Raw genomic sequence first — 24,497 nt, forward strand, 5'->3', positions numbered from 1 at the left:
CCTCTATGCCTCCACGTCTTCGGGTGGGGTCCATGTTGCGGTGACCGGCGAGGATTTTTCGTCCGGCAACGCTTCGAGATCGAGCTGCACCGCGCTGTTCAGTAGGCGTGAGACCAGTGTGTCCTCGGGCAGCCGCGCCGCGATAACGCCGTCAACCTGGTCACCTACAAGACCTGCAAGTGAGACCGAGAAAGGTTTTCTGCGATCATCCATCCGGACCCTCTGAACCATCAGCGTTTTGCCATCAAAGGGAACCAGACGCGGATTCCCTTCGGCGGCTTCCGCGCCGTCATAGCTGATCGCGAGTGTTGCCAGATCATCATCGCGCACCGTGCCGTTCAGAAGGACAGCAACCGTATCAGCACCGCTGTCGAACTGTGTTTCGATCAGTGCGCTGCGGGAAATCATGTCGCTCGCTTCCATCCAGCCGCAGCCTGCTCTGCGACCGCCGCGCGTCCGGCTTGTGCCCTCAGCGCGCAGGAACCCGCCGCGGCAGCGGGCCAGGGACTGACCCAGATAGGCCAGCCGCGTTGTGTCGAGCCATCCCGCGATTTCCTGTGCTCCGGAACTGTCCTCGCCAGACATCAGGACGAACGCCCTCGTGGCCGGCGGCAGCGTCAGCCGTGAGGCGCCGGTGCGGTTCGCGGTGATCCGACCGTCCAGCCCGATGCTGGCAAGGCGGGCGGGACCCGACAAGGTCACTTCTCCGGTGGTCTTGAAGAGTGCGGCATTTGTGGCGCCTGGCAGATCGAAAACGGCAATCTGCCCTGTGGCCAGGACTCCTGGCTTTACGTCCGGCGCAGCTGTATTCCGGCGGCGTCTGCTGCCTCCTGGCGGGGCTCCGATCATCGCTTCAAGTGACGCGATTTCCGCCAGGTCTGCACCGGTTCCGCGCCCGCGCGCAATTGCCACCGGGCCTGTTGATGGCAGTGTCTCCGGGGGGGCCTGACGCGCGGCGATGGTTTGTCCGATGACCGGAGTATCCACGCGCGTCCGCAGGAGCACGGCACGGTCTGCAATGCCCAGAGCGATCCCAGGTGGAGTCACGCGTTTCAGCTCGCGCGGAATTTTGGTGACGCGCGTGCCTTCCGCAAGGAAGTCGCGGGGCACTGCGCGCAGGGGCTGATGCAGCACGCCACGCAGTTTTGCCTTGCCAAACGAAAACTGTTTTTTTGGCCTCAGACCCTTTTCTTTGAACAGATCCTTGCGCCCCGTGCCGGAGCTGCCGACGATACGTTCGGACAGCAGTCCAATGCGCATTGGCACGGGGCGTTCGCGATGCCACGCGCGTCTTACTGTGGCGCTACGGCCCTCCTGATGCCAACCGGAGGCAAAGTCCGGCAGTACTTTGGGATCGAGATCTTTCAGCAGTTCACGCTGCTCTTTGGCCTCGCGTACCATCCGTGACCGTATGGTTCCGCCAGCACGCAGCGGCAGCGGTTTGCGTGCGCCGGATTCAACCTGGTTGAAGGCCACGCCGCCGGTCGAGGCCAGTGGTATCCGCCCGATCAGTTCGGGGCGGAACTGTAGGTCCACACCTTCAGTCGCGGGGATCACATCGCCTTTTGGCAGTTTCCGGTCATCCGGCAACTGCGGCGGCCCCCAGACGCCGAGCGGGAAGTTTCCGGTTTCGCGCGGGGTCACGGTGATTTTGACCGTGTCCCCAAGACGCGGGGTGCTGCTGCCGTTACGGCGCAGTCTCAGCTGCAGCGTTGTGCTGTTGAGCATCTTGTTGGCCGGGCAGACACCCAGCGTTGGCGTCGGCAGCGATATCGGCACAGCCGCATTTTCACGACGGATTGCCGTCAGCGGTACTGTGGAGGTGAACGACAGCTCAAACTCGCTCATCACGTCGTAGGGATGCGCCGCAGTGCCGTCGGCTGTGCCCTCTTCGTTGCCCGACGCATCCCCGGCAGGGGGCAGAGCACCTTTGCCGGCAATACCGCTCAGTGCGCGCGCGCGGGTCTGGCTGTTTTCGGCCAGTTCCAGATATTTGCCAGCAAACTGAGCCCACGAGACGTGAACTGTTGCCGCATTGTTGTTGTTGCCGAACCGCACCCTGATGTCGATGGGGCCGACCTCGATCCGCGCGTTGCCGTGGAACTCCGGCCCGAAGACTTCGATATAGGCCCCGAGGCTGAAGGACAGTTTGATCGTCCCCAGGAAGGTTTTGATCCGGATCCCGGCTGAGACACGCGCATGTGCGTCGGCCTCATAGGAAAACGGGTCGAAATAGACGATGGCATTGCCGCCGAAACTCAGATGGGCAAAGGCAGGTCCGAATTTGGCGGAAGCCTCAAAGAGACCACCGGCCATAATGGCCTCTGACGTCAGCGCAAAGTAGCTTTCTGATTTGACGACAATATTGTCGGAAACGCTCCAGTTGAAACCCAGACGCGGAACAACCGGGTACCCGTCGCGGTGGAAATTAGGGTGGTAACCGCCGAGGGTCAGAACGAACTGGCCCGCCTTGTCGCCTTTGAACCAGCTTACATAAGCAAAACCGCCGGTCAGACGCGCCGAAGGATGCAGCAGCCACGAGTTATCGGTCAGCTGGGCCTGGATCCAGATCACGCCTTCTTCAGTCGAGAAGCGGGCAATCAGCCCCAGTTCGATGGAGACAAGGGCAACCTGTGGCCGGGGCAGCGCCATGCGGGCGAGCCCAAAGATCGACAGTTCAAACCCACCGCCGAATTCCACGGCCACCACCGCGATCCCGTCGACCAGTGCAAAGGAGGTAAAGCTGATGCCGGCCGCAAACCAGAACCGCCCTTTGGCAGGCGGGAAGGTATCGCGGATCTCCTGCATATAATCCATCAGGTCGTCCGGCAGATCAGCTGCAGGGTCGAGCGCCTGGATCATGACGAATTCGTCGAACCTGCCCAGGTCGGTCGGCGGCACGATATCGCGGTTGATCCCGAAACCGCCGCCGATCCCTGTAAGGAAGAACGCAGGCGGGCCGCCGAACGGTCCCAGCACAGCGCCATAGGCGAAGAATGCCGAGAACTTCTCGGGTGTCTCAATCGATGCGTAGCCGCCATAGATGGAAAGTCCGTACGTGGCGAAGCGTGCTGTCAGCATGCCCACATATTCGAGGTTCGGCGGAGTACCAAATTTGCGCAGCCCGCCGGCAAGCGTCACGCTGGAGATATCGGCGGAAACCGCAAGTCCTGCCAGATCCACAGCCCAGGATGACGCATCAAAGATACCACCCCGGTCCAGACGGTACCGCAGTTCCAGATCGTCCACGGCAGCCGTCAGGCCTGCAATCGACACATTGCCGTCAAACAGCAGCGAAATGGATTGCAGCGTGTCGTCGGACACCTGGGTGCCCATCCCGATCTGATCCACATAAATCGGACCGAACTGGCTGCGGATGGGCAGCCACCAGGGTCCGTCACCGTCGCCCGCGACAAAGCCGAAGGCGATGCCACCACCATCCGCCGCGGGGCGTGTCTGTACCGAAATCGCGGGGCTGAACGAAGGCGCCAGTGTCGCGTCGCCTTCGTTTGTTTCTGACAGCATCCCTTCGGCGACCGGATTGCTTTCCTCACCACCACCGGCGCCCCCGACGGCAACGGCGATCTCCGAAAGCTGCAGCTGTGCGCCGCCCAGTTTTTCGGCCTGCGACAGGCGCGCGAAAATGTGCAGCGCGATGGAACCAAGGGCAATCGGGCTGTCGAGCAGCGGGGCATTGGTCCGTCCGATACGCACGCCCACCCCATCGACAGAAAGGGTCGGTGTGAAGTCCACGGTGCCGGGACTGATGCTCAGCAGCCCGATTTTCAGGCCCGCACTCGGGCCGCCGATAATCCAGCGGCTGTCGTTTTCGATCCAGATCGCGATATCGCCTTCGACAACCGGCAGCCGTCCGTTGAGTTCCAGACTGAAACCCAGAGCGCCCGCAGCCCGGGCCAGCCCTATGTCGAGCACACCGCCGACGTGGATTGTCGGGTTCGCATCGGCAATATTGTTGAGCAGGCGGATCACCCGGTCGAATTTGGTCTGGAGGAAATCCGCATCTGATTCACCGGCGCGTTTGACCACCCGGAAAAGCTCTGTGTTCAGACCCGTGCCTGCGTCGTTCAGGGCGACGCCTTCCATGAGCGCCCGGATCGTCGTTCCGGCGAGCGGTTCGTCGAGGACGCCATTGATCTCGGGAAGTTCCATCAGGAACGAGCCAAGCATATCGACGGCAAAGGTGATGATACCCTGCGCAATTTCCGCATCAGAGCCGCCACCAAACGTGGGCTCCAGACGCCGCGCTGTAAAGTCGTAGCGCAGCGCCAGCGCCTGGGTGTTCGCGCTGTCTGTGGCAAGGCCCAGCGATACGAAGGGCGTTGCAACCGCAGAACCCACATCTAGGGCGAAGACGGGCCGCAGGGCCAGCCCCTCGCTCAGGGGTATCTCAGCAGGACCAACGCCTGCGGTCAGTTGGGCCAGCCCGTCATCGTCGAACCGCAGCGCAGTTGAGACCGTGTTCGCAAAGGGCACATTCGCGATGTTGATATCCAGGGTGACGGAAAACGGGCTGTGCGCGAATTCAACCGCAACTGTCGAGCCAGGTGTGCCTGCATCATTGATGGTCAGCCGCACGGCTCCCGCGGGTGTGGATACGGCGAGGGCCGGGGGCAGCACGTTGCCCAATCGGCCGAGACCGCTGACCAGCAGGGGCTGCCACTGCGCCTCAAGACTGCCCGCCGGGTCGGTAGCCCAGCCGACCAGGCGCGGACCGTCAAAGTTGCCCCCCTGACGCAATAGCAACGCGTCGCCCACATCCGCGAGCAACAGGCCAACATCGGATCTGGTATCGACGATTGCATCGAGCGCCAGCGGCAGGGCGGCAGAAACGCCTGCCGTCGCAAGTTCTGTCAGGCTGCCCGGGTTCGGGAAAATCTCCAGATCTGACGCGGCACCTGTGCGCAGAAACAACCTGACTTCCGGGCCGTTCACCGTCAGATGAACCGCGCGCGTGCCGGGCGTGCCGTCGCTCAGGCCAGCAAAGACCGCTAGTGCCGGCCGGATCCGGCCTTCTGCCGTGAAGGTCAGGCCAACGGATCCGCCGAAATCGACATCTGCTGATGGCATGAACTGAGCCGGATCGAGGGACAGATCGAGCACGAGGCCACCGGCGTCGCGGGCGCGCAGGGCCAGCCCGGGCGAGATGTCCCAGACACCCGGTCCACCCGTCAGCCCGGTCAGCGGTTTGAGCGCGTCCAGCAGGGCAATCACGCGGTCCGGACGGAAGGCTGAGCCATCGCTCAGTGCAAGGTTTGAATGTCCAAGCAGCCAGGCGCCCGGCCTGATGAAAAGCTGCGCCGGAATGCGAACGGTATCTCCATCCAGCAATCCGATTGCATCGAGCACCGCGTCCACAACCGGCCTGACGCCGGGGTCTGTTTCGCGGATGCCGTCCAGCATTTTCGCAATTGCCGAGCTGGTCAGTGCCGGCAGTGCCGCTTCTCCAAGCCGCCGGATATCCGGGGTGGGCCAGAGCGGAACAGTGGTCGGCAGACCGCCAAAGCCGCCGGCTGTATCCTCATCAAGGTGCAGTGCGGCCGAAAACGGGGCAAGACTGAGCAGTACATGGTTGTCGTCTGCTGCGCCGATCCGGATGTCTGCCGCAGAAATACCATCCGGACCCTGGGTTGCACCGAGCGCCCATTCGCCGGGGACCGGCAGGCCGGTCGCACCACCGACGGTGACCGAAACTTCGCGGCGTGCGAGGTCAAAGGATACACCGGCATGTTCGCCCAGCAGATCATCAATCAATGACATCAGCTGCGCGCGCAGCGCCGGGGTGTTCAGAACATCCTGCAGACGCCCGGCGGGATCATCCATCCAGTTTGACAGGGCAATCGCATCAAAATTGTCACCCGGGCCCAGAACCCCGGCGGCGCGCAGCGCCTGGGAAACGCGCGCCACCGCCGGGTCGGCTGCAGCCACAGCCTGTTGGAATACAGCGTTCAGCAGCTGCCGGATTTCCGGCGTGCTGGGGGCCGCCAGTCCATCAATCCCGAGATCAGCGTCGCTGGTGCCGGGCGAAAGTGTCAGGCGTGGAAAACTCCTGTCGTGAATACGCACGCCATGAAGGGTTACCGCGACGCGGTTCAGCGAGGCGTCAGCGGTTGCGCCGACGGTGAGTTGCACGTCCAGCTCGACAGAGCGCAGTTCGAGATCAAGGGGGCGGGGTCCGGCGCCCGGACCACCGATCAGCCATCCCGAACTGTGTCGCAGCTCTGCAGCCACCGCGACGGCGCGCGCTGTGCGCGGCGAAACATCCGGTATCGTGCCGCCCAGATCGATGTCGAGCCCGATAATTTCTGCCAGGGCATGCCCTTTTGCCTGCAGTCCCGGTGCCTGAGGTGCCGTACTGAGCGGCAGCCACAGACCCAGCGATGCGGAGCTGATCTCTTCGCTTTCCCGTGCAGAAGATCTGGCCTGAGCATTCAGGCTCAGCCCTGCAGCAACCACAGCAGTCAGTGCGCGCCGGACGGCATCACCGTCAAAGACACCGTGTACAAGGTGCACCGCCAGGTCAGCCCGCCGGGCGCCTGTCCAGCCTGCGGGCAGAGCAAGATCGCCTGTGCCGGGTGCGGCACCGGACAGGATCGCCGCCAGCATCGCGCGGGCAGCAGCCAGGTCCGCGTCATCGGGTTCTGCGGCATCCGGATCTGGCAGGAATTCGGCCAGCCGCCGGACAATTTCGGACGCCGGGGCTGGCAGAGCTGGTGGCAGCTGCGCCGGGTTTGTCACGAGGCCCACTGTGACCAGCCTGTTGATCCCTGATCCCAGCGCCTGCAAAGCCAGCCAAGCGGCGTGCCCGGCGGCCGCATCTGCAACTACAACACTGTCCGGCCGGGACCGGATCAGCGACAGCGCGTGCTGCAGGCGGGCTGTCTGACCCTGTGCGCCGTCACTGTCGCCTGACGGCAGCCGCGCATCCGTCCGGGGTGCCAGCAGAATTGTCCAGACGCCCGCCTCATCGGGCAGTGGTGTAAACGCCAGCGGGTCCCGGCCTGCTTCCCGCATATCCAGAATGCGTGCAGGATCGCCAAAGCTTTCGGCCGGAGCGGTGGCCGGCAGAACGCGGATGTTGATCCGGGTGGCGGGAAGGGAGCCCAACACCTCCTCCAGCGACACGCCGTCAAACAGGGCTGCGGCGCTTTCGTTCGGCGTCAGGTGCAGTGTGGTGCCCGGAACCGCCACGACGGGCGCACGCACTGCGCCGTCACCGCCCGTCCAGTGGGACACCAGATCGTCCAGCGCGGACACCAGAAGTGCGGCATCCGCTCCATCACCGAACGGCCCGGAAATCTGGGGGAACTCACTGAGGATCGCGTCAGCCAGCTTGCCGGGGTTGAGGCCGGGGGACCCCGGCAGCCACCTGCGCAAAGGTGTGGACGCCAGGAATTCCGGGAAAGGCAGCGGTGCGTCCGGCTGGCGCCAGACCGCCAGCGCCGGTATGCCCGCACCCGCTGCAAGCTGCACGCGCCAGGGGTCCGCAATTGTGCCCGAGCCTTCAACATGGAAGCCCGCATCCGGACGGGATGACAGAACTCGTGCCAGTGGCTGCAGATGCCGCCTGATCTGTTGTTGTCCATCGGCGAGCAGGCCGGCGAGCCAGGCTTTGAGTGCATTTTCAGCGTTACCGATCAGGTCTGCAAGCCGCAGCCTGTGACGCGGTGGATTGCCAAGCAGAGGGGCCGCGCGTTTCCAGCCAAGAGCTTCGACCAGTTCGCTCAGCCATCTCTGGCCGAGGCGGTCGGCGATCAGACCGATCAGCCGTTCAATCGCATCCCAGTGTTCCGCGACAAAGGTGTTCAGGAGGTTATCAAACCCGCCGGAAAAATCAGGAATGGGCAGTGGCACATCCAGATCATCGACGAACAGTTCCAGGTCAGGGGCTTCATGGTCTGCGCGCAGCCCTTCGTCCGGGGTCCAGCGCAGCACCAGACCCAGATGATCCACTTCGACGCGCAGTGCGCCAGTGCCGGCACGCAGCCGCCCGCCACCGCGGGCCCGGCCCAATGCACGCAGCCGGATCTCTGGCAGGAAACCGGCCGTCCCTGTGGCCATATCCAGCGCCACCAGCGCCACGCGCAGCCGCGTTTCGATCACAGTGCAGCGTTCGCCCAGTGTATCGACGCGCCGCACTATCCCGAGCCCCAGCAGAAGCCTGCCCGCAGCGTCTTGCCACACGGCTACATGGACACCGGCATCAAGCGGCAGCAGCCACGGGTCCGTTTCCGTGCCGGTTCCGGTGACAGCGCCCGGTGTGGCATCGCCCGTCAGCAGTTCGCGCAGGACCGCGAGAAGTGCGGGGATGTCGGCGGTGTGCGACGTCAGCACGTTTTCCCAGTGCGCCCGCAGCAGCCCTATGGGATCGCCGAGGAACTCAAGCAGTTCAATCCGGGGATAACCCGGCCCGGCCCCCGCCGGCGCCTCCCATCCAAGGACAATGCCGATGAGGTTTCCTGCGGGGCCCAGATCGCCGATGACTTCTGAGAGCGCATCCGTGACGGCCTGTGACGCGGTAGCTGCCAGCGCATCAGGATTGGTCAGATCAAGCCGCGGATGGTTGGAGCTGAATATGGTTGCGTCCCGAAGTTCCAGCAGCAGAACAGGATGACGGTTCTCGTCCAGCCCAAACCCCAGAGCGAGGCTGTCGACTGAAATATTCGGGATGCTCAGACCGGACAGATCAATTACGGCTTCTGCCCGCACGGACGGAACCGCGACCGCTTCGCCGGTCCCCAGATCAAGGCGCACGAGATCGGCGGTGATACCAACGTCTGCTTCGGCACTGTCAAACCCGAATCCCGCAGAAACCGTGACAACAGGCCGCCCGGTCGCTCCGGCCGGTGCCGCAACACCAAGCCGCAGGGATGCTGAGCCCACCGGAAGGACGACAGCGCCATTGTCTACCACCGCGCCGTTGTCGAGAAGGTCCGCGAGGGCCTGAAGCCAGGCGGATCTGCGGGTCTGATCACCCAGCAGTGCCGCGAACCAGTCTGCCAGCGCATCCAGACCACGGTTGAAAATGTCGTCAACCGGCAGATCCGGAATGGCAGGATCATTGCCCAGCCCCAGCATTTTCGCAAAAGCCCGGATCTGGTTCCCGCCGGCGTTGCCCAGTTGCGCCTGCAACAAGCCGAATATCAGATCGAGGCCTGCGTCTTTGAGGCTGTCAGGGTCGGTGACCGACAAAACGAGGTCCCGGCCGGTCGATTCACCGGGCAGCTGCAACCCCCGGAGCGTCAGCCCGACCTGTGGGTCTCCGTCGGAAGCATTGGTGGGTATGAGCAGCCGCAGGCCAACCGCCTGCAACCCGGCATCTCCCGGGGGCGCCGGCGTTTCCGAAATCGTGATTTCGCTCGACAGCGTGATCACGCCACCCGGTTGCGACACCAGTTCCGGCGAGGGGGTGTTTGCGCCTTTGCCTGCCCGGAACAGCGGGAACATCAGCGCCGAGCGGCTTTCGGTCAGCGGTGCCGCCGTTTCAAAGCGTACCCCGACGAAAATATGCACTTCAGAGGCGGGGGAATCGTCGACCACAAGGAAAAAGGCGATGCGGCCTACATCCGGGAGCGCCTCTGCAAAAATCTCAATCCAGAGACGGTTCTCGCTGTCCCGCTCGGCCTCGCCACCACGGACGGCCGTGACAAAATCCAGCAGTGCTTCGCGCTGGTGATCATCCGCCAGAATGGTTTTCAGATAGGTTTCAGGATTGCCGAGCCAGTCACTGTTGAAATTGCCCTCGTCATCAACCAGGCCAAGTGCGGTCAGCAGGGCGGATGTATCACCAAAATCTTCCGGAGAAAAAGCGTTCACCGCAGGAACCTCCGTAGTGGAATCTCTGCCTGGGTTTCGACCGTGAACTGTCCGCGCCTGGCCGTCAGACCGCGCACCACCAGCTCTTTGTTCTCGGCGTCACGGCCTGATGCGCCTGCCATTTTGCCCGCGACATCAACGAGCGCACCATGAGCGAGCGCGATCAGCGGATCGCCCCAGATACGCGCCACCATGGCATTCCCTGCGGGCCGGTCGAGTGTAGCCATAACGAGCCCCGTCTTCCGCTTGTCACTGCCGACTGAGAACGGCACCTGCATGCTGGCGCGCAGGCCGTCGGCTTCGACCGGAATATCGATACGGATACGTCCTTCGGTGACCGTTGCCTGGAGACGCCCGGGGTGAACGATCAGCTGGTTGATGCCATCGTCCCAGATGACACTGGGCTGACCCTCAGAGCGGTTGATGGCGGCGACACGGATGAGCTTGGCCAGCGCTTCGGTGTTCACCGGCAACTCCGCACCTTTGTCACCAGGCTTGACCGGTCCAACCGGGAGTGTGCCGGGAAATTTCTCGCGCAGCCGTTCCAGTACAGATCCGGCCACGACTTTCAGGGCATCACGTTCCGCCGGCAGCTGCGGTTCGGCCAGCGCATCCTCAATCGTGCGGGACACATCGCGTGCCCGGAGTGTTGGTTTAGGCTCATCCTCGCGGGCATCCGGCGTCGGCCGGTCGGAGACAATGATCAGATCCTCGATGTTGAAGCGGTCCAGGTTTTCCGCCTCGCGCATGATCCGCTCAATCCGTTCCAGATCAGAAGGTGACAGGTTCTCAAGACGGTTCAGTTCGGAAAGACGCCTCCCGAGAGAGGGCAGATTTCTGTTGTTCGTGGGTCGGCGTCCCATCGATCGCTCCCTGACCGGGCGCTGCTGCATCCGGTCAGAACCGGAAATCGGAACGTGGAATTCCTGAACGGGCGGCGCGCCCAAAATTAAAAATTTCTGCTGCTCAAAAGATGCACAGATCCTGTTGAACCATCGCCCGGGGGCGATTTGTCCGGCCGGCCAGCGGGTAAGTCCCGCTTTGTAATTTCGACCAATTCGCGGCCTGTCAGACCGCGGCAAAAAACACGCGTAAAAAATGAGTTGCGGCCTGCAGGAACAACGACCTGCGACTGTGGATTTTTGCGAACCTCCCTACTTCAAACCACTGGCGAAAGAGTAGAATTTCGAAATCTGGTTCTAGTTAACGTTGTGTTTTGTGATTCCGTCAAGAAGTTGTTTACCTTTGCCGCCGCGGCCGGTTTCAGATCGGTGATCCGCCGGCGGGACTTTGCCGGTGATCGCGCAAAGCGCAGATACAACGACGTAGAACTGACGCAAATCAATCGCTATAGTTGTAGTTGCGTGGGGTCTGATCCTGTATTTTCAGGCGTTTCAGGGCCGTGCCAGACAATTGAAATGCTGAATTGGGGGAAGTCAGAATTATGTATTCGTTGTTTCGTGAGCTGGGTGTTCAGGCGGCACTGCGCAAAGAGGCCGTGCCATTTGCTGCGGCCTTTCTGATCGCCGAGATGTTCTACAAATGGAAAAGCTTTACCCTTGAGTGTATCGGTTTCCTGATCACTTGGATGGTGCTCAGCTATATCCAGTCGCTGTTTCTCAGAAACGAAGACTGAGATACCGGCGGGTGCCCTTTACAGGCTGGTAATCACCTTCCAGATGAAGACCGTATAGAGCACAACAAGCAGTGTGCCCCAGACGCCTGCGCCGCCCAGGAACCACAGAATGGCGCCAAAACCGGTTAGCATGGCCAGCAACACCAGCCAGACAAATGGCGCTGCCCTTGAAATCTGCGCCAGCCTCTCTGACTGATTGTCCGACCGAATGGACGCGGGTACGTCGGGCAGGTCGCCGGTGACAACAAACTCTGCGATCGCGTTCCAGTTTTCCTCAACCAGCGCCGCGCTGTGCTTTCCCTTTACATAGCGGACCTCAAACAGGTCGGGATCGTGGCTGGCGGTTTCAAATCCGTCGTGTCCGCCGCTGCCAAGGTCCTGCAGTTTCAGCTGCTCAATCGCCTTAGGGAAAATCGCAACGACCCAGTCCGACGTGGCGACGAAATTCAGCACCCTGCTGACCTGCCCCCTGTCACGGACCATCTGCCAGTCGTAGTCAGAACGCACCACGCTGCCTGCGAAAACCACATTTCTGAACGTACAGAACGGGTAATCCCTGAGCGCGCGCGCGAGCAGATAGGTGCCATTGCTGTGACCTACAAAAGAAAACGCAGCCCCTGGGAACTCGGCGAGTGCTTCGGCGTACTGGTCCATGAACCACTCGACCTTGCGGCGGCGTTCCCATGGCAGCAGAAACGGCAGCATCGGGAAAAATCCGTAGCTGGAGGTTTCGGAGGCCATTCTGATCACGCCATGCGTTTCTTTGTGGCGGGACATGATCGCGCGGGCAATTTTCTGGGTCCAGTGGCCGACGTCGCGGATGCCATGGATGACGAACACAACATCAGTGATCTCGCGGTTCTGCGGGTTGAGCGGACGGTCCGAGGGAATGTATCCGGCATCATCCAGCGTTTTGGCATCGGCCGTGAGCGCGGTCGAAAGCACCTTTCTGCGCTCATTGCCAGCCGTGCTGGGTGCGCCCGTCCGGTCAGTGACGGGGGTCTCGTCATCAAGCCGGACCACAGAGGCGTGCCCGGAATATGGCACGTCCAGATAGTGAAAACCGCGCCCGGACACGAGATCAATATTGTCGGAAGGAGCAACCATGTCATCAACTGAACCGAGCAGCTGGACCGTCATCGGGAGGGTGCCGCCGGATGCTGCCGCGCGGTTGCCGGCCTGTATCCACTCTACGCGGAGCCTCGTGATAAAAGGCGCGCCGCGCCGGATCGACATGATCAGAAACGGTGCCGTGCCGGTGGGGTTCAGAGCACCGGCAATAGCCGCGCCGATCTTCCACTGAACATAGTGCAACGGGCTGAGGTGATGTCCTGCACTCCAGCCTCTGTTCATTGCTGCCAGCAGGACAATACGATCCACGCGGTCCGCCCAGGGTGGCTGGTCCACGCCGCTGTCGCCGCTCTCTTCCTGCGCCTTTTTCAGCAGAAAAATGCGTCTGGCGAGCAAACCGCCAATGCTATGTCCGACAAATGTGATTGACCCGTATCCACCGTCCTTTTCGCGCCACAGACGGTCGATCGCCTGCAGTTGCTCCTGTGCGATCGCTTCCGGATCGGCGCGCGAGAAGAGTTTGCAGGGCAGTTGCGGTACATAAAGATCCGCGTCGGGGCGTTCAGCGCGCACGTGCCCGGCCACGCTGGCAACAGAACCGGGGCCGCCGCGGAAGGCATGAAGAATAACCACAAGGTCCTTTGAGCGGCCATTGCGGGTGAAACCCTTCGTGGCCGCAGACATGCTGTTGCTCACGGCTTTTCCGCGGGCGGCTCTGGCTCCGGATCCGGTTCTTTTTCGTTTTCGGCCAGCAGTGCCTCCCGGAATGCCGCCAGACGTTCGCGCTGTTCATCGCTGAGGTCTTCGTCATCACCGCCGGTTTTCTGGCCTGAGCCGATCAGCGCTTCGGGCTGGATTTCAGCAACCGCGGTAAAACCATTCGCAATCGCATCCACAAGGGTCGGTGCATCAATCTGCCCTTCCTTATGGCGCAGGATGGCAACCCGCATACGCCAGTAAGCATCGTAAAAGACGCTGGCCATCCGACCCGGCTGCACGAAAGACACGATCCCCACGATTACAGTGGACATAATGCCCAGAAACTGCGGTTGCAGGACAGCCCTCTGGCTGTTGAAATCAGCGGCGATAAGCGAGCCGATGACAATGCCCGATATGCCGAGAAAAAAGTGAACATAAAGCAGCAGGTGGTAATAGCGGTTCCACCATTTCATTGAATCGCGTGCGGCTTCCAGCGCGGTTTCGTCTCCCATCGTTCCACCCCTAAATCAGTTAACCAATGCAAACAGCCTGCATTCACACCAAAAAGTTGTCAAACCCGTGGTGTTTCACGGATGAGGATAAAGCGGGTCAGGACGGGTGGCTGGAACCCCGCGCGATCAGTTCAACGGCCAGTTTTACGGGTGTGTCCGGTACGGTTTCGTTCCGGATCATCTCGTAAAGCATATTGGCGGCCATGGCGCCGAACCGGCCCACATCACACCTGACAGTTGACAGTGGCGGGTGGACGAGCCGGGCTTCTTCAATGTCATCAAAACCGACCAGCGCGAAATCCCGCCCTGGCGTCTTGCCAGCCTGCAGGAGACCGGCGTGCACACCCAGTGCGACAAGATCATTGAAACAGATGGCCGCGTCGATGTGAGGATAATCAGACAGCAGCGTGTCGACCGCCTCGCGGCCAAAAGCACGCGTTGATGGGCCATGAAGCACTGTGGTCCGAAGGCCTTTGTCCTGCATGCCGCTCAGATATCCGGACATGCGCTCAGAGGTAATATTGCGCCCTTCAACACCACCGACAAAGGCGATATTTTCGAGGCCCTGACCTAACAGGTGCTGTACCGCCATCCGGCTGCCGGAGGCGTAGTCGTGGCTGAAAAAGGGCAGGGGCGCTGCCGAGGTCGGGGTTTCGCGCAGGACCTGCAAAGCGGGCAGACCGGCACGCTCAATCGCCTGAAATCCTTCATCAATATCGCCATAGCAGGGAGAGATCACAAACCCGGCCACGTCGTGTTCCAGCATCGACCAGATTGTCCGGGTCTGTGTTGCAGGATCCTCGTCGCAATTGGCGATGACCGTGGCGAAACCGCGTTCGGCCAGTGCCATCTGGGCAGATGCTGCGAATTCGGTGAAGAAGGGGTTACGCAGATCGTTGATGATCAGGCCCACCAGCCCCGTGCCCGATCCGCGCAGGGTTGCCGCCGCGCGGTTACGCACATAGCCAAGGGCGGCCATTGAGGCATGCACCGCGTCACGGGTTTCTTTTTTGACCAGTGGTGAGTTCTGAAGAACAAGCGACACGGTTGATTTTGACACCTGTGCGTGCGCGGCGACGTCAATAATGGTGGGTCGCTTGCCTGCCGCCATCAGCTGATACCATGCAGCCCGAGCAGCAGTCCCATCCGCTCTTCGGCAAGATCGGGCCGGGCGAGCATGCCGGCAGTGTCCGCCAGACGGAAGACTTCTGCGTAATGAGTAATTTCGCGGCTGGCCTGAAAACCCTGTGGCATGATGAAGTGACTCTGTGCTCCGTTCAGCCAGGCCAGAAAAGCGATACCTGCTTTGTAATACCGCGTCGGCGCTTTGAAAATCTCCCGGCTCAGGGGAACGGTTGGAGCAAGCAACCGGTGAAAAGTCTGATGATCGTCCTCGGCCAGCGCTTCCAGCGCCTGTGCTGCGGCGGGCGCGATGGCGGCAAAAATGCCCAGCAGCGCGTGGCTGTAACGCGTGCCGTCCCCTTCGATCAGGGCGGCGTAGTTGAAATCGTCTCCGGTATAGAGGCGGACACCTTCTGGCAGCCGCGCCCGGAAGGCTTCCTCCCGGGATTGCTCCAGCAGGCTGATCTTGATCCCGTCAATGCGGTCGGCATGTTCCTCAATAAGGGCCAGTACGGCGTCGGCTGCGTCATCCAGGTCGTCGTGGCCCCAGTACCCGCGCAGTTCCGGATCAAACATGTCGCCCAGCCAGTGCAGAACAACCGGCTCCGCAGCACCCGTGATCAGACGGCCGTAAACCCGCGCATAGAAATCCGGGCCGGTGCTATGTGCGGCCATTGCTCGGCTGGCCATGATGATGATCTGCCCGCCGGCGGCTTCGATTGCTTCCATCTGGGTAGCATAAGCGGCAACAAGCGCGTCCTCAGTTGTCAGCGTTGCGATGTCCACATGATCCGTGCTGGCGCCGCAGGCCACCCGCGGTTTCAGCGGGTGCGCTTTCGCTTCGGTCATTGTGCGTTCGATCAGTTCGCGCGCCGTGTCCCAGTCGACGCCCATGCCACGCTGGGCGGTGTCCATGGCCTCTGCAAGGCCCAGTCCCTGATCCCAGAGCCAGTGCCGGAACGCCAGTGTGTTGTCCCAGTCCACCGATGGCCGGCCCATCCAGGGATCTCTTTCTGCAAGGGGATCAGACACGACATGGGCGGCCGCAAAAGCTGTGCGGGTGAAAGCGCACTGTGGCGCGCGCGGCACAATGGGCGTGCCACAGATCTCATACCGCTCCAGCGTGCCTGCGTAGGTGGGCAGTGTCAGCATGACTTTTGCTCCCTCAGCTGTGCGCGGCTGGCAGATCAAACACCAGAATGCCATCAATGCCACCGACGGCATTTTCGACAAGCCGCCCGCCCAGAGCCTGGTGTTCGGGATTTTCCGCGTAGTTTCTGAGCGCATCCCAGTCGTCAAAATCAATAACGAAGCCATGCATGTAGCCGCGTTCGATCTGTTCCGGGCTCTCGGATCTGCCACCGGTGAAGCCGGATGCTCCGTCAAGTCTGCGCGACAGGTCGGACAGGCCTGAATAGATTTCTGCAATGGTTTCTTCGGACGTGTCCGGTGTGAATTTAGTCAGAACGATATGGCGTATCATATGGCAATCCCGTGATCCTGCCGGATCATGTCAGAGGCTTTTTCCCCGATCATGATAGCGGCAGCGTTTGTGTTGGAGGATATGACGGTCGGCATGATCGAATTGTCGACCACGCGCAGGTTGTCGATGCCGTTCAGGCGCAGGCGGATGTCAACAACCGCCGCATCATCCGGACCCATTCTGCAGGTCCCGGCACAGTGGTGCGAGGTTTTGGAATGCTCGCAGATGAAGTCGAAGTATTCATCGTCCGTGCGGACGCCCGGCCCGGGCAGGCGTTCAGCCAGAATGAAGGGCTTCAGAGCGTCCTGGGACAGGATGTCCTGCGTCATTTTCAGTCCGCGGATCGACATTTCGCGGTCACGCGGGTCCTGGAGGTAATTGGGATCAATTAATGGCGCTTTGGCCGGATCGGCACTCTGCAGCCGAACCGTGCCGCGCGACCGGGGCCGGAGATAGCACGAATTGAGCGTAACACCGCCCTGCGGCATGGCCTGCACGCCTTTTTCGATGCCGGTGCCGAGGCCGAGGTGGAACTGGATGTCCGGTGAGCGCGCATCCGGATCAGCATACCAGAAACCACCCGTTTCAAAGAGGCTGGAGGCCACCGGACCTTTGCCTGTCAGCAGATACTGCAGCCCGGCAAAGGCGGACAGATGCGGCTTTGCAAACCGGTCGTAGGTGTGTGGTCCCGAGACTTCGCAGATGCAATAAAGATCTAAGTGATCCTGCAGGTTTTCACCGACCTGCGCGTGGTCCGCAAGCACGTCAATCCCCAGGGCCCGCAGGTGGTCCGCGGGACCGATGCCCGACAGCTGAAGCAGCCGCGGGGAGCCGATGGCACCGGCCGACAGGATGACCTCGCGATCAGCCGTCAGGCGGGTGCCGTCGGTCAGTTCCACGCCCTGCGCCCTGCCGTTTTCGACAATGATGCAGCGCACCTGTGCATTCAGTCTGCGGGTCAGGTTGGGACGGCTGAGGTTGGGCGCGAGGTAGGCCATAGCGGCAGAAGAACGCCGGGCATTGCGCTGCGTGAGCTGGTAATACGCCGCACCGTCTTGTTTCTCGCCGTTCACGTCCTCATTCCGTGGGATGCCAGCCTGTGCTGCAGCGTCGAAATAGGCCTCACAGATGGGCAGCGGCGCTATGGGCTGAGACACGCCAAGCGGGCCGCCCTGACCGTGAAAGGCGTTGTTATAGGTGTCATTGTCCTCTGACCTGCGGAAATAGGGCAGGACATCTTCATAAGACCAGCCTTCGCAGCCCATCTGCCGCCACTCGTCGTAATCCTGCGGGTTGCCGCGTGTGTAGATCTGGGCATTGATCGCAGAACCGCCACCGATCACCTTTGCCTGCGTGTAGTTAAACACCCGGTTTTTCATGTGACGCTGCGGCACGGTCTCCCACCCCCAGGCGCCGATGCCTTTGGTCATTTTCGCGAAGCCTGCCGGCAGGTGATACAGCGGGTTTCTGTCGCCACCACCGGCCTCCAGAATGCACACCCGTACCGAAGGATCCTCAGACAGCCGTGCGGCCAGAACACAGCCTGCAGAGCCACCGCCGATAATGATAAAATCCCAGACGTCAGACATGACTTCCCCTCAAAGACGCTGAATGCTCAGACCACCGTCGACGGGGATCACCGAACCCGTCGAATAGGCCAGATCACCGCTCACCAGCGCTCGCACTGTTTTTCCGATATCTTCCGGCTGACCCCAGCGTTTTGCCGGTACAAATCCATCAGCAATCATCGGGTCATACCGGTCGCGCACGGCGGCGGTCATGTCCGTTTCGATAATGCCGGGACGCAGTTCAAACACACCGATACCGTCACCGGCCAGCCGCGCGGCAAAGAGGCTTGCCATCATCGAGGCTGCAGATTTTGAGATGCAGTACTCGGACCGTTCAACAGAAACCATCGACGCGCTGACAGAGGTGACAAAAACGATGGAGCAGGAGTTGGTCGCTGCATGGACCTGCATGCGGCGGGCTGTTTCCTGGGCGAGAAAGAACCCGCCCCTCAGGTTCACATCCATGACAAAGTCGAAACTGTCCGGCGTCACGTCCAGCATGTCACCGCGCACCGGAGCAGGCACGCCGGCATTGGACACAAGGCAGGTAACTGCGCCCGCCCGCGCCTCAACCGCATCAAAAAGGGCCCGGACCCGTTCCGGTTGCCGGAGGTCATGTGCGAGATACATCGCCCTGTCGCTCAGCTTAGCCAGTGCGGTATGCACCTCGGGGTCATTGCCGTCCTTCTCGGAGGTCAGAACCACCTGCATACCAGCGGTGTCGAGGGCGCGCGCGATGCCAAGCCCGATCCCGCGCTGTCCTCCGGTGATGAGTGCTGTCCCGTTCATGCGGCAAGGTCCTTTGATCTGATGTGATCAGCGACCCGCAGGGCCTGGGCTGCAACTGTCAGCGCGGGGTTTACGGCAGCAGAATTCGGCAGAAAGCCCGCATCAACAACAAAGAGGTTTTTGTGATCATGCGCGCGGCACCAGATATCCAGCGGGTTTTTGCACGGGTCCTGGCCGAAACGAACGGTGCCACACTGATGAGACGGCACGGTCCGGTCGAATGCGCGGGACAGGAGCACAGGCCAGCCGGCGCGTCGCAAAAGCCTGCGCACCTCTCGCACCAGAAGCAGATGCGCCTCCCAGTTGGAGCGCCGCCAGTCGAGAACGATCCGGTCGCCTTTTACGGTCACGCGGCTTTCGGGATCAGGGAGGTCCTCGCTCATGAGGTACCAGTCAACAGACCGGCTTGCGATCCATCGGGTCAGGGGCGCGGGGAGCGGCACCTGGCTTGCGAGAATGTCCGGAGTGATCTTGCCCAGCAACTGAACATTGCCCAGTGGCGTGCCGTCAGGACCTCCCTGCAGGTAGAAATCGTTGAAATACAGGGTTTTCTGATACACGGACGCATTTCGGCGCAGCGGGTGCAGCGCCATCATTGCATGCGTGTTGTGGTTCATGAAATTGCGCCCGACCTGATCGGAGCGGTTGGCCAGCCCTGTCGGACAATTGTCATTTGCTGATCTTAACAACAGCACGGCGGAATTGACGGCGCCGGCTGCCAGTACCACGGTTTTCGCCTGCATGCGGCGCAACGAACCGTTCCGGTGATACTCGACAGCATCGATTTTGCCGTCTTTGCCAGCAATCAGGCGTGCGACTTCACATCCGGTTTCGAGACGCACGTTGTTGTGGCGCAGTGCGGCTTTCAATCCGATGCTTTCTGCGTCTTTCTTGCCGTCACCTGTGTTTGGATGTGCATCCCAGCCGGTTTCGCCACCGGCCAGCCACGCGTCGATGTCCACGCCCAGCGGCAAATGCGCGGGGTTAATGCCCACGCGCTGCAGGCGCTCTGCCGCATCCGCGATCGCGGGTTCATGCGGTACAGGGGGAAAACCATATATGCCTGAATGCCCCGGCTCCGTCGGATCTTCTCCACTTGACCCGCGCACTTCGTAAAGCGTCTCGGCCTTCTGGTACCAGGGCTCGAAAGTCTCATAGGAAATGGGCCAGGCAGGCGATGTGCCGCCCATGTGTTCAAGCACGCCGAAATCTTCTTCGCGATAGCGGAAGAGGACCGCGCCGTAGAACTTCGAATTGCCGCCAACGTTGTAGTAATTGCCCGGATTGAACGCGGTGCCAGACGGGTCGTCCCATGTCTCATCATTGCGGAACACGCCACGCCCGAAAATGGCGGCGGCATCGCGTGTGTCCGGCGAGGGGGTAATGGGGTGCCCCTTCTCCAGGATGGTGATGCGCACGCCCGACGGTGCGAGGCCTGCCGCCATGGTGGCGCCCCCCATACCTGAGCCGATGATGAGCACGTCAGTGTCCATTACGAAATTCGGTTTTCCGTTTTCGGATCAAAGGCCACGGCCTTTTCCATGTTGATTGCAAAGGTCGCGGGTTTACCGGGTGCCACATCAGCATCCGAGCGCATCCGCCCCACGCACTCCGCGCCGCCGATGGTTGTCGTCACAAAGGTGTCCGATCCGGCGGGTTCAGTTACTGTGACCGTGTTTTCGACCTGCTCCACATGCGACGAACGCTGATCAGCGCCATCCACGTCTGTCAGCGCCTCGGGTCTTATTCCAAGCTTGACCGTCTGCCCGTCAAAGGCGCGCAGCGCAGCACCGGGGGACGGAAAGGCGAGACTGATCTTGCCACCCTGATCATCTGTGGTGTCGGCGTAGACGGCGTTGCCATCTGCCCGGATGGTAACGTCGATCAGGTTCATCGAAGGCGATCCCATAAAGGTCGCGACAAAGAGATTGGCCGGCGTGTCGTAGATTTCCTTGGGTGTACCCAGTTGCTGGACATACCCGCCATTCATCACGGCGATGCGCGTGGACAGGGTCATGGCCTCGATCTGGTCGTGTGTCACATAGACGATTGTCGTCCCAAGGCGCTGGTGCAGTTTTTTGATCTCGGTGCGCATGTCCACACGCAGCTTGGCGTCGAGATTGGAGAGCGGTTCATCGAACAGGAACACGTCCGGATCGCGGACAAGTGCGCGTCCCATGGCAACCCGCTGACGCTGACCGCCGGAGAGCTGACCAGGCTTGCGGTCCAGCAGCTGACCGATCTGGAGCATGTCCGCCACTTTGCCCATCGCAGCCTCGCGTTCTGCCTTTGGTACGCCATGCATTTCCAGACCAAAGGTAATGTTCTGCCCGACGGTCATGTTCGGATAGAGGGCGTAGGACTGGAAGACCATTGCGATGTTGCGCTTGGACGGGTGGACCCCGTTCATCGGCGCTCCCTTGATCGCGATGGTTCCGCTTGTGATGTCCTCCAGCCCGGCGATCATGTTCAGCAGGGTGGATTTGCCGCAGCCCGAGGGGCCGACGAGGACAAGGAATTCGCCCTCTTCGACGGAAATGTCGACTTTGTGGAGCACTTCGACCGAACCATAGGATTTGGTCGCGTTATCAATATCAAGAAAGCCCATGGAATTATCCTTTCACGGAGCCTGCCATGAGGCCGCGCACGAAGTAGCGACCGGCGACGATGTAGACGAGGAGTGTGGGCAGGGCGGCCAGAATGGCGCCTGCAAAGTGAACGTTGTATTCCTTCACACCGGTGGAGGACTGCACGAGGTTGTTGAGCGCCACGGTCATCGGGGCACCGTCACCGCTGGCAAAAGAGGCACCAAAGAGGAAGTCATTCCAGATATTGGTGAACTGCCAGATGATGCAGACAACAGAGATCGGACCGGAGGAGGGCAGCAGGATGCGCCAGAAAATCTGGAAGAAACCTGCGCCGTCGATCTGAGCCGCGCGTACCAGTTCGGTGGGGAAAACGGCGTAGTAGTTGCGGAAATAGAGCGTCGAAAACCCGATGCCGTAGACCACATGCACCAGCACCAGCCCCGCTGTGGAACCTGCGAGCCCCAGGAAACCGAGCACTGCGGCCATTGGGATCAGCACGATCTGGAAGGGAATGAAGCAGGCAAAGAGCATCAGTCCGAAGAGGATCGTATCGAACCGGAAGCGCCATTTGGTCAGCACGTATCCGTTCAGCGCGCCCAGCACCGTGGAAATCGCCACCGCGGGCACAACCATGGAAATGGAGTTCCAGAAGTAGGGGCGCAATCCGGTGGGTTCGACACCGATCTGAGCGGTAGACCAGGCCTTCTGCCAGGGTTCAAGCGTCCAGACATCAGGCAGGGACATCATGCCACCGCCCGTGATTTCCGGGAGTGGTTTCACCGAGTTCACCAGCATCACATAGAGCGGCAGCATGTAGAAAAGGGCGAAAAGGATGAGCACGAGATAGATCAGCGTGCGGGTGACCCGGCCTGTGCGGATCGCGGAGTCCTGCGTCGCAACAGCCATCACTTCTTCTCCTTCAGTTCAGCATAGAGATAGGGGATCATGATCGCTGCGATGGTCATCAGCATGATCACAGCCGACGAGGCACCGATGCCCATCTGGTTGCGGCTGAATGTGTAGGAATACATGAACGTCGCCGGCAGCTCGGTGGCCCGGCCGGGCCCGCCACCGGTCATGGCGATCACAAGGTCGAATGTTTTGATCGCGAGGTGTGCCAGGATCACGAAAGCCGACAGGAAGGCAGGGCGCAGTTGCGGGATGATGATCCGGCGGTAGAGGTTCCAGTTCGAGGCCCCGTCCATCTGTGCTGCCTTGAGGATTTCGTTGTCGATCCCGCGCAGGCCGGCCAGAAACATCGCCATTACAAACCCACTGGATTGCCAGACAGCGGCCAGAACAACCGTGTAAATGGCGAAGTCCCGGTTTTTGATCCAGTCGAAAGAGAAGCTGGTCCATCCCCAGGCCTGGACGATGTTTTCGAGACCGATGGCGGGGTCCAGAAACCATTTCCAGGCGGTGCCCGTCACGATGAAGCTGAGTGCCATGGGATAGAGGTAGAGGGGACGCAGCAGGCCCTCGCCGCGGATCTTCTGGTCGAGAAAGATAGCGAGCATCAGGCCGATCAAAGAGCAGATGCCGATATAGAGGCCTGCAAAGATTGCCATGTTCGTCAGCGAAATTTCCCAGTGGGACAGGCTGAAGAGCTTCTGATAATTCGACAGGCCAATGAGGTCATAGGCCGGCTGGCCGCCTTTGCCGACAAAGGGCAGGATCCGGCTGTCGGTGAAGGACACGTAAACCGTGAACAGGATAAACCCGTAGACGAACACGAAAATCATGGCGAGAGACGGCGACAGGACAAGCTTTGGCAGCCAGTTCTGCAGGCGCGTCTGGAAATCCGCCTGCGTACGATCCGACATGGCGACACCCCCCGGTGAAAATGAAATGAGACAGGTGCGGGCGGCCCGCAGGCCGCCCGCCGGCTGGGTTACTGAGCGATGGAAACCGCGTCGACCAGCTCTTCGACAGCGGTTGCGCTGTCATATTCGCCGTTGAAATGCGCGGTCACAACGTCGTAGATCGCGTTTTTCACGGATGCCGGGTTCGCGTGCCCATGGGCCATCGAGCCAAAGAGGTTGCCTGAGGACGCCGCCGCTGCGAGATCGGCCATGCCCTGCTTGCCACAGGCATCAAACGCTTCGTTCGAGACGTCAGTACGCGCAGGCACCGAGCCTTTCACGACATTAAACGCCGACTGGAAGGATGGCGACAGGATCGCGCTGGCCAATGCAGCCTGCTCGTCAGAGACAACACCACCCTGGTCGAACATCATGAACTGGTCCGCGTTGAAGGTGACCTGCTCCTGTGTGCCGGGGAAGCGGAAGCAGAGGAAGTCCTCGCCCGGCGTCTTGCCCGCGTTCAGGAATTCGCCTTTGGCCCAGTCACCCATCATCTGGAAACCGGCTTCGCCGTTGATGACCATCGCAGTTGCAAGGTTCCAGTCACGGCCGGAGAAGTTATCGTCCACATTGGCGCGGATGAACGCCATACGGTCGAAGGCTTCCTTCATGGTGTCAGACCCCAGCGCGTCTTCATCCAGGTCGATGAAAGCGGCTTTGTAGAAGTCCGGACCACCCGTGGACATCGCCACCGCGTCAAAAACGGTTGCGTCCTGCCATGCCTGACCACCGTGGGCGATCGGCGTCACACCTGCGGCTGACAGTTTTTCAACAGCTGCTGTGAATTCGTCCCATGTCTGCGGAACGGCGATGCCGTTTGCATCGAGGACGGCTTTGTTGGCCCAGACCCAGTTGGTGGAGTGCACGTTAACCGGTGCCGAAATCCACTTGCCGTCGTGCTTGGCGAATGCCTGAAGGGCAGCAGGTACCACATCGTCCCAGCCTTCTTTGGCGGCAACTTCGTTGAGATCCGCAAGAGCGCCCTGTGCACCCCAGTCAAGGATGTCAAAACCCAGAGCCTGAACGGCCGTAGGTGCGTCACCTGCTGTCACACGGGCACGCAGAACGGTCATCGCTTCGGTGCCGCCACCGCCGGCAACAGGCATGTCCTGCCAGCCGATGCCCTGATTTTCCAGGTCTCCTTTGAGCACGTTCAGAGCAGCAGCTTCGCCGCCTGATGTCCACCAGTGCAGCACTTCAACGTCACCCGCGGTTGCGAGGGTTCCGCTGAAGGCAAGCGCCGCCAGTGTGGAAGTCGTCAGTTTCATTAAGTCACGCATGGGTTTCCTCCCTTATGATCATGCATGTTGCGCATCAGCTTCCGCGCATTTGG

Annotated in this window: 15 protein-coding genes; 1 reads left to right on the forward strand and 14 read right to left on the reverse strand. The window is 61.1% G+C overall.

What is annotated here, in order from left to right:
* Positions 1–3 precede the first annotated feature (3 nt).
* Positions 4–9,834 carry a DUF6603 domain-containing protein gene (locus AB4K19_RS01390; RefSeq protein ID WP_436398782.1) on the reverse strand — a complete coding sequence of 3,277 codons (9,831 nt, stop codon included), beginning with the start codon at positions 9,832–9,834 and terminating at the stop codon, positions 4–6.
* Entirely contained in the window at positions 9,831–10,697 is an 867-nt protein-coding gene (locus AB4K19_RS01395) for a hypothetical protein (RefSeq protein WP_375230191.1), read from the reverse strand. The genes AB4K19_RS01390 and AB4K19_RS01395 overlap by 4 nt, the downstream gene beginning before the upstream one ends.
* Positions 10,698–11,278: 581 nt before the next feature.
* Here AB4K19_RS01395 and AB4K19_RS01400 point away from each other — a divergent pair.
* Positions 11,279–11,470, forward strand: a complete 192-nt coding sequence (locus AB4K19_RS01400) for a hypothetical protein (RefSeq protein ID WP_375230192.1) — start codon at positions 11,279–11,281, stop codon at positions 11,468–11,470.
* Positions 11,471–11,488: 18 nt separating this feature from the next.
* Here AB4K19_RS01400 and AB4K19_RS01405 read toward each other — a convergent pair whose 3' ends face one another.
* The 12 genes from AB4K19_RS01405 to AB4K19_RS01460 all read right to left on the reverse strand — a co-directional run bounded on the left by AB4K19_RS01405 (position 11,489) and on the right by AB4K19_RS01460 (position 24,432).
* A complete protein-coding gene (locus AB4K19_RS01405) occupies positions 11,489–13,237 on the reverse strand; it encodes an esterase/lipase family protein (RefSeq protein ID WP_375230193.1) in 1,749 nt (582 codons plus the stop codon).
* Complete coding sequence (locus AB4K19_RS01410; protein WP_375230194.1) at positions 13,234–13,752, reverse strand: hypothetical protein; 519 nt, start codon at positions 13,750–13,752, stop codon at positions 13,234–13,236. The genes AB4K19_RS01405 and AB4K19_RS01410 overlap by 4 nt, the downstream gene beginning before the upstream one ends.
* Positions 13,753–13,849: 97 nt before the next feature.
* A complete protein-coding gene (locus AB4K19_RS01415; protein WP_375230195.1) occupies positions 13,850–14,863 on the reverse strand; it encodes a LacI family DNA-binding transcriptional regulator in 1,014 nt (337 codons plus the stop codon).
* Entirely contained in the window at positions 14,863–16,026 is a 1,164-nt protein-coding gene (locus AB4K19_RS01420) for a dihydrodipicolinate synthase family protein (protein WP_375230196.1), read from the reverse strand. The genes AB4K19_RS01415 and AB4K19_RS01420 overlap by 1 nt, the downstream gene beginning before the upstream one ends.
* A gap of 13 nt (positions 16,027–16,039) precedes the next feature.
* On the reverse strand, positions 16,040–16,357 hold the full coding sequence (locus tag AB4K19_RS01425; RefSeq protein WP_375230197.1) for a Dabb family protein: 318 nt from the start codon (positions 16,355–16,357) through the stop codon (positions 16,040–16,042).
* Complete coding sequence (locus tag AB4K19_RS01430; RefSeq protein ID WP_436398786.1) at positions 16,354–17,946, reverse strand: GMC family oxidoreductase; 1,593 nt, start codon at positions 17,944–17,946, stop codon at positions 16,354–16,356. The genes AB4K19_RS01425 and AB4K19_RS01430 overlap by 4 nt, the downstream gene beginning before the upstream one ends.
* A 9-nt stretch (positions 17,947–17,955) precedes the next feature.
* Positions 17,956–18,714: a 3-ketoacyl-ACP reductase gene (locus tag AB4K19_RS01435; protein WP_375230200.1), complete on the reverse strand. Its 759-nt coding sequence runs from the start codon at positions 18,712–18,714 to the stop codon at positions 17,956–17,958.
* On the reverse strand, positions 18,711–20,207 hold the full coding sequence (locus tag AB4K19_RS01440; RefSeq protein ID WP_375230201.1) for an FAD-dependent oxidoreductase: 1,497 nt from the start codon (positions 20,205–20,207) through the stop codon (positions 18,711–18,713). Before AB4K19_RS01440 ends, AB4K19_RS01435 begins: the two co-directional genes overlap by 4 nt.
* The gene (locus AB4K19_RS01445; protein WP_436398789.1) at positions 20,207–21,322 is read right to left on the reverse strand and encodes an ABC transporter ATP-binding protein; all 1,116 of its coding nucleotides are present in this window, start codon (positions 21,320–21,322) and stop codon (positions 20,207–20,209) included. Before AB4K19_RS01445 ends, AB4K19_RS01440 begins: the two co-directional genes overlap by 1 nt.
* 4 nt (positions 21,323–21,326) lie before the next feature.
* Positions 21,327–22,208, reverse strand: a complete 882-nt coding sequence (locus tag AB4K19_RS01450; RefSeq protein ID WP_375230202.1) for a carbohydrate ABC transporter permease — start codon at positions 22,206–22,208, stop codon at positions 21,327–21,329.
* Positions 22,208–23,125: a carbohydrate ABC transporter permease gene (locus tag AB4K19_RS01455; RefSeq protein ID WP_436398791.1), complete on the reverse strand. Its 918-nt coding sequence runs from the start codon at positions 23,123–23,125 to the stop codon at positions 22,208–22,210. Before AB4K19_RS01455 ends, AB4K19_RS01450 begins: the two co-directional genes overlap by 1 nt.
* A 68-nt stretch (positions 23,126–23,193) precedes the next feature.
* Positions 23,194–24,432 (reverse strand): ABC transporter substrate-binding protein, encoded by a 1,239-nt coding sequence (locus AB4K19_RS01460; RefSeq protein ID WP_375230947.1) that lies wholly within the window; start codon positions 24,430–24,432, stop codon positions 23,194–23,196.
* Positions 24,433–24,497: the final 65 nt, after the last annotated feature.

The organism is Roseobacter phycocola (genome assembly GCF_042055075.2).
Lineage (GTDB): Bacteria > Pseudomonadota > Alphaproteobacteria > Rhodobacterales > Rhodobacteraceae > Roseobacter.

Excerpts from the sequence above, each read along its gene's own strand:
- AB4K19_RS01430 (WP_436398786.1), bottom strand. The coding sequence starts at position 17,946 with ATGTCTGACGTCTGGGATTTTATCATTATCGGCGGTGGCTCTGCAGGC.
- AB4K19_RS01400 (WP_375230192.1), top strand. The coding sequence starts at position 11,279 with ATGTATTCGTTGTTTCGTGAGCTGGGTGTTCAGGCGGCACTGCGCAAA.
- AB4K19_RS01450 (WP_375230202.1), bottom strand. The coding sequence starts at position 22,208 with ATGGCTGTTGCGACGCAGGACTCCGCGATCCGCACAGGCCGGGTCACC.
- AB4K19_RS01410 (WP_375230194.1), bottom strand. The coding sequence starts at position 13,752 with ATGGGAGACGAAACCGCGCTGGAAGCCGCACGCGATTCAATGAAATGG.
- AB4K19_RS01460 (WP_375230947.1), bottom strand. The coding sequence starts at position 24,432 with ATGAAACTGACGACTTCCACACTGGCGGCGCTTGCCTTCAGCGGAACC.
- AB4K19_RS01425 (WP_375230197.1), bottom strand. The coding sequence starts at position 16,357 with ATGATACGCCATATCGTTCTGACTAAATTCACACCGGACACGTCCGAA.
- AB4K19_RS01455 (WP_436398791.1), bottom strand. The coding sequence starts at position 23,125 with ATGTCGGATCGTACGCAGGCGGATTTCCAGACGCGCCTGCAGAACTGG.
- AB4K19_RS01420 (WP_375230196.1), bottom strand. The coding sequence starts at position 16,026 with ATGCTGACACTGCCCACCTACGCAGGCACGCTGGAGCGGTATGAGATC.
- AB4K19_RS01435 (WP_375230200.1), bottom strand. The coding sequence starts at position 18,714 with ATGAACGGGACAGCACTCATCACCGGAGGACAGCGCGGGATCGGGCTT.
- AB4K19_RS01440 (WP_375230201.1), bottom strand. The coding sequence starts at position 20,207 with ATGGACACTGACGTGCTCATCATCGGCTCAGGTATGGGGGGCGCCACC.
- AB4K19_RS01445 (WP_436398789.1), bottom strand. The coding sequence starts at position 21,322 with ATGGGCTTTCTTGATATTGATAACGCGACCAAATCCTATGGTTCGGTC.
- AB4K19_RS01395 (WP_375230191.1), bottom strand. The coding sequence starts at position 10,697 with ATGGGACGCCGACCCACGAACAACAGAAATCTGCCCTCTCTCGGGAGG.
- AB4K19_RS01415 (WP_375230195.1), bottom strand. The coding sequence starts at position 14,863 with ATGGCGGCAGGCAAGCGACCCACCATTATTGACGTCGCCGCGCACGCA.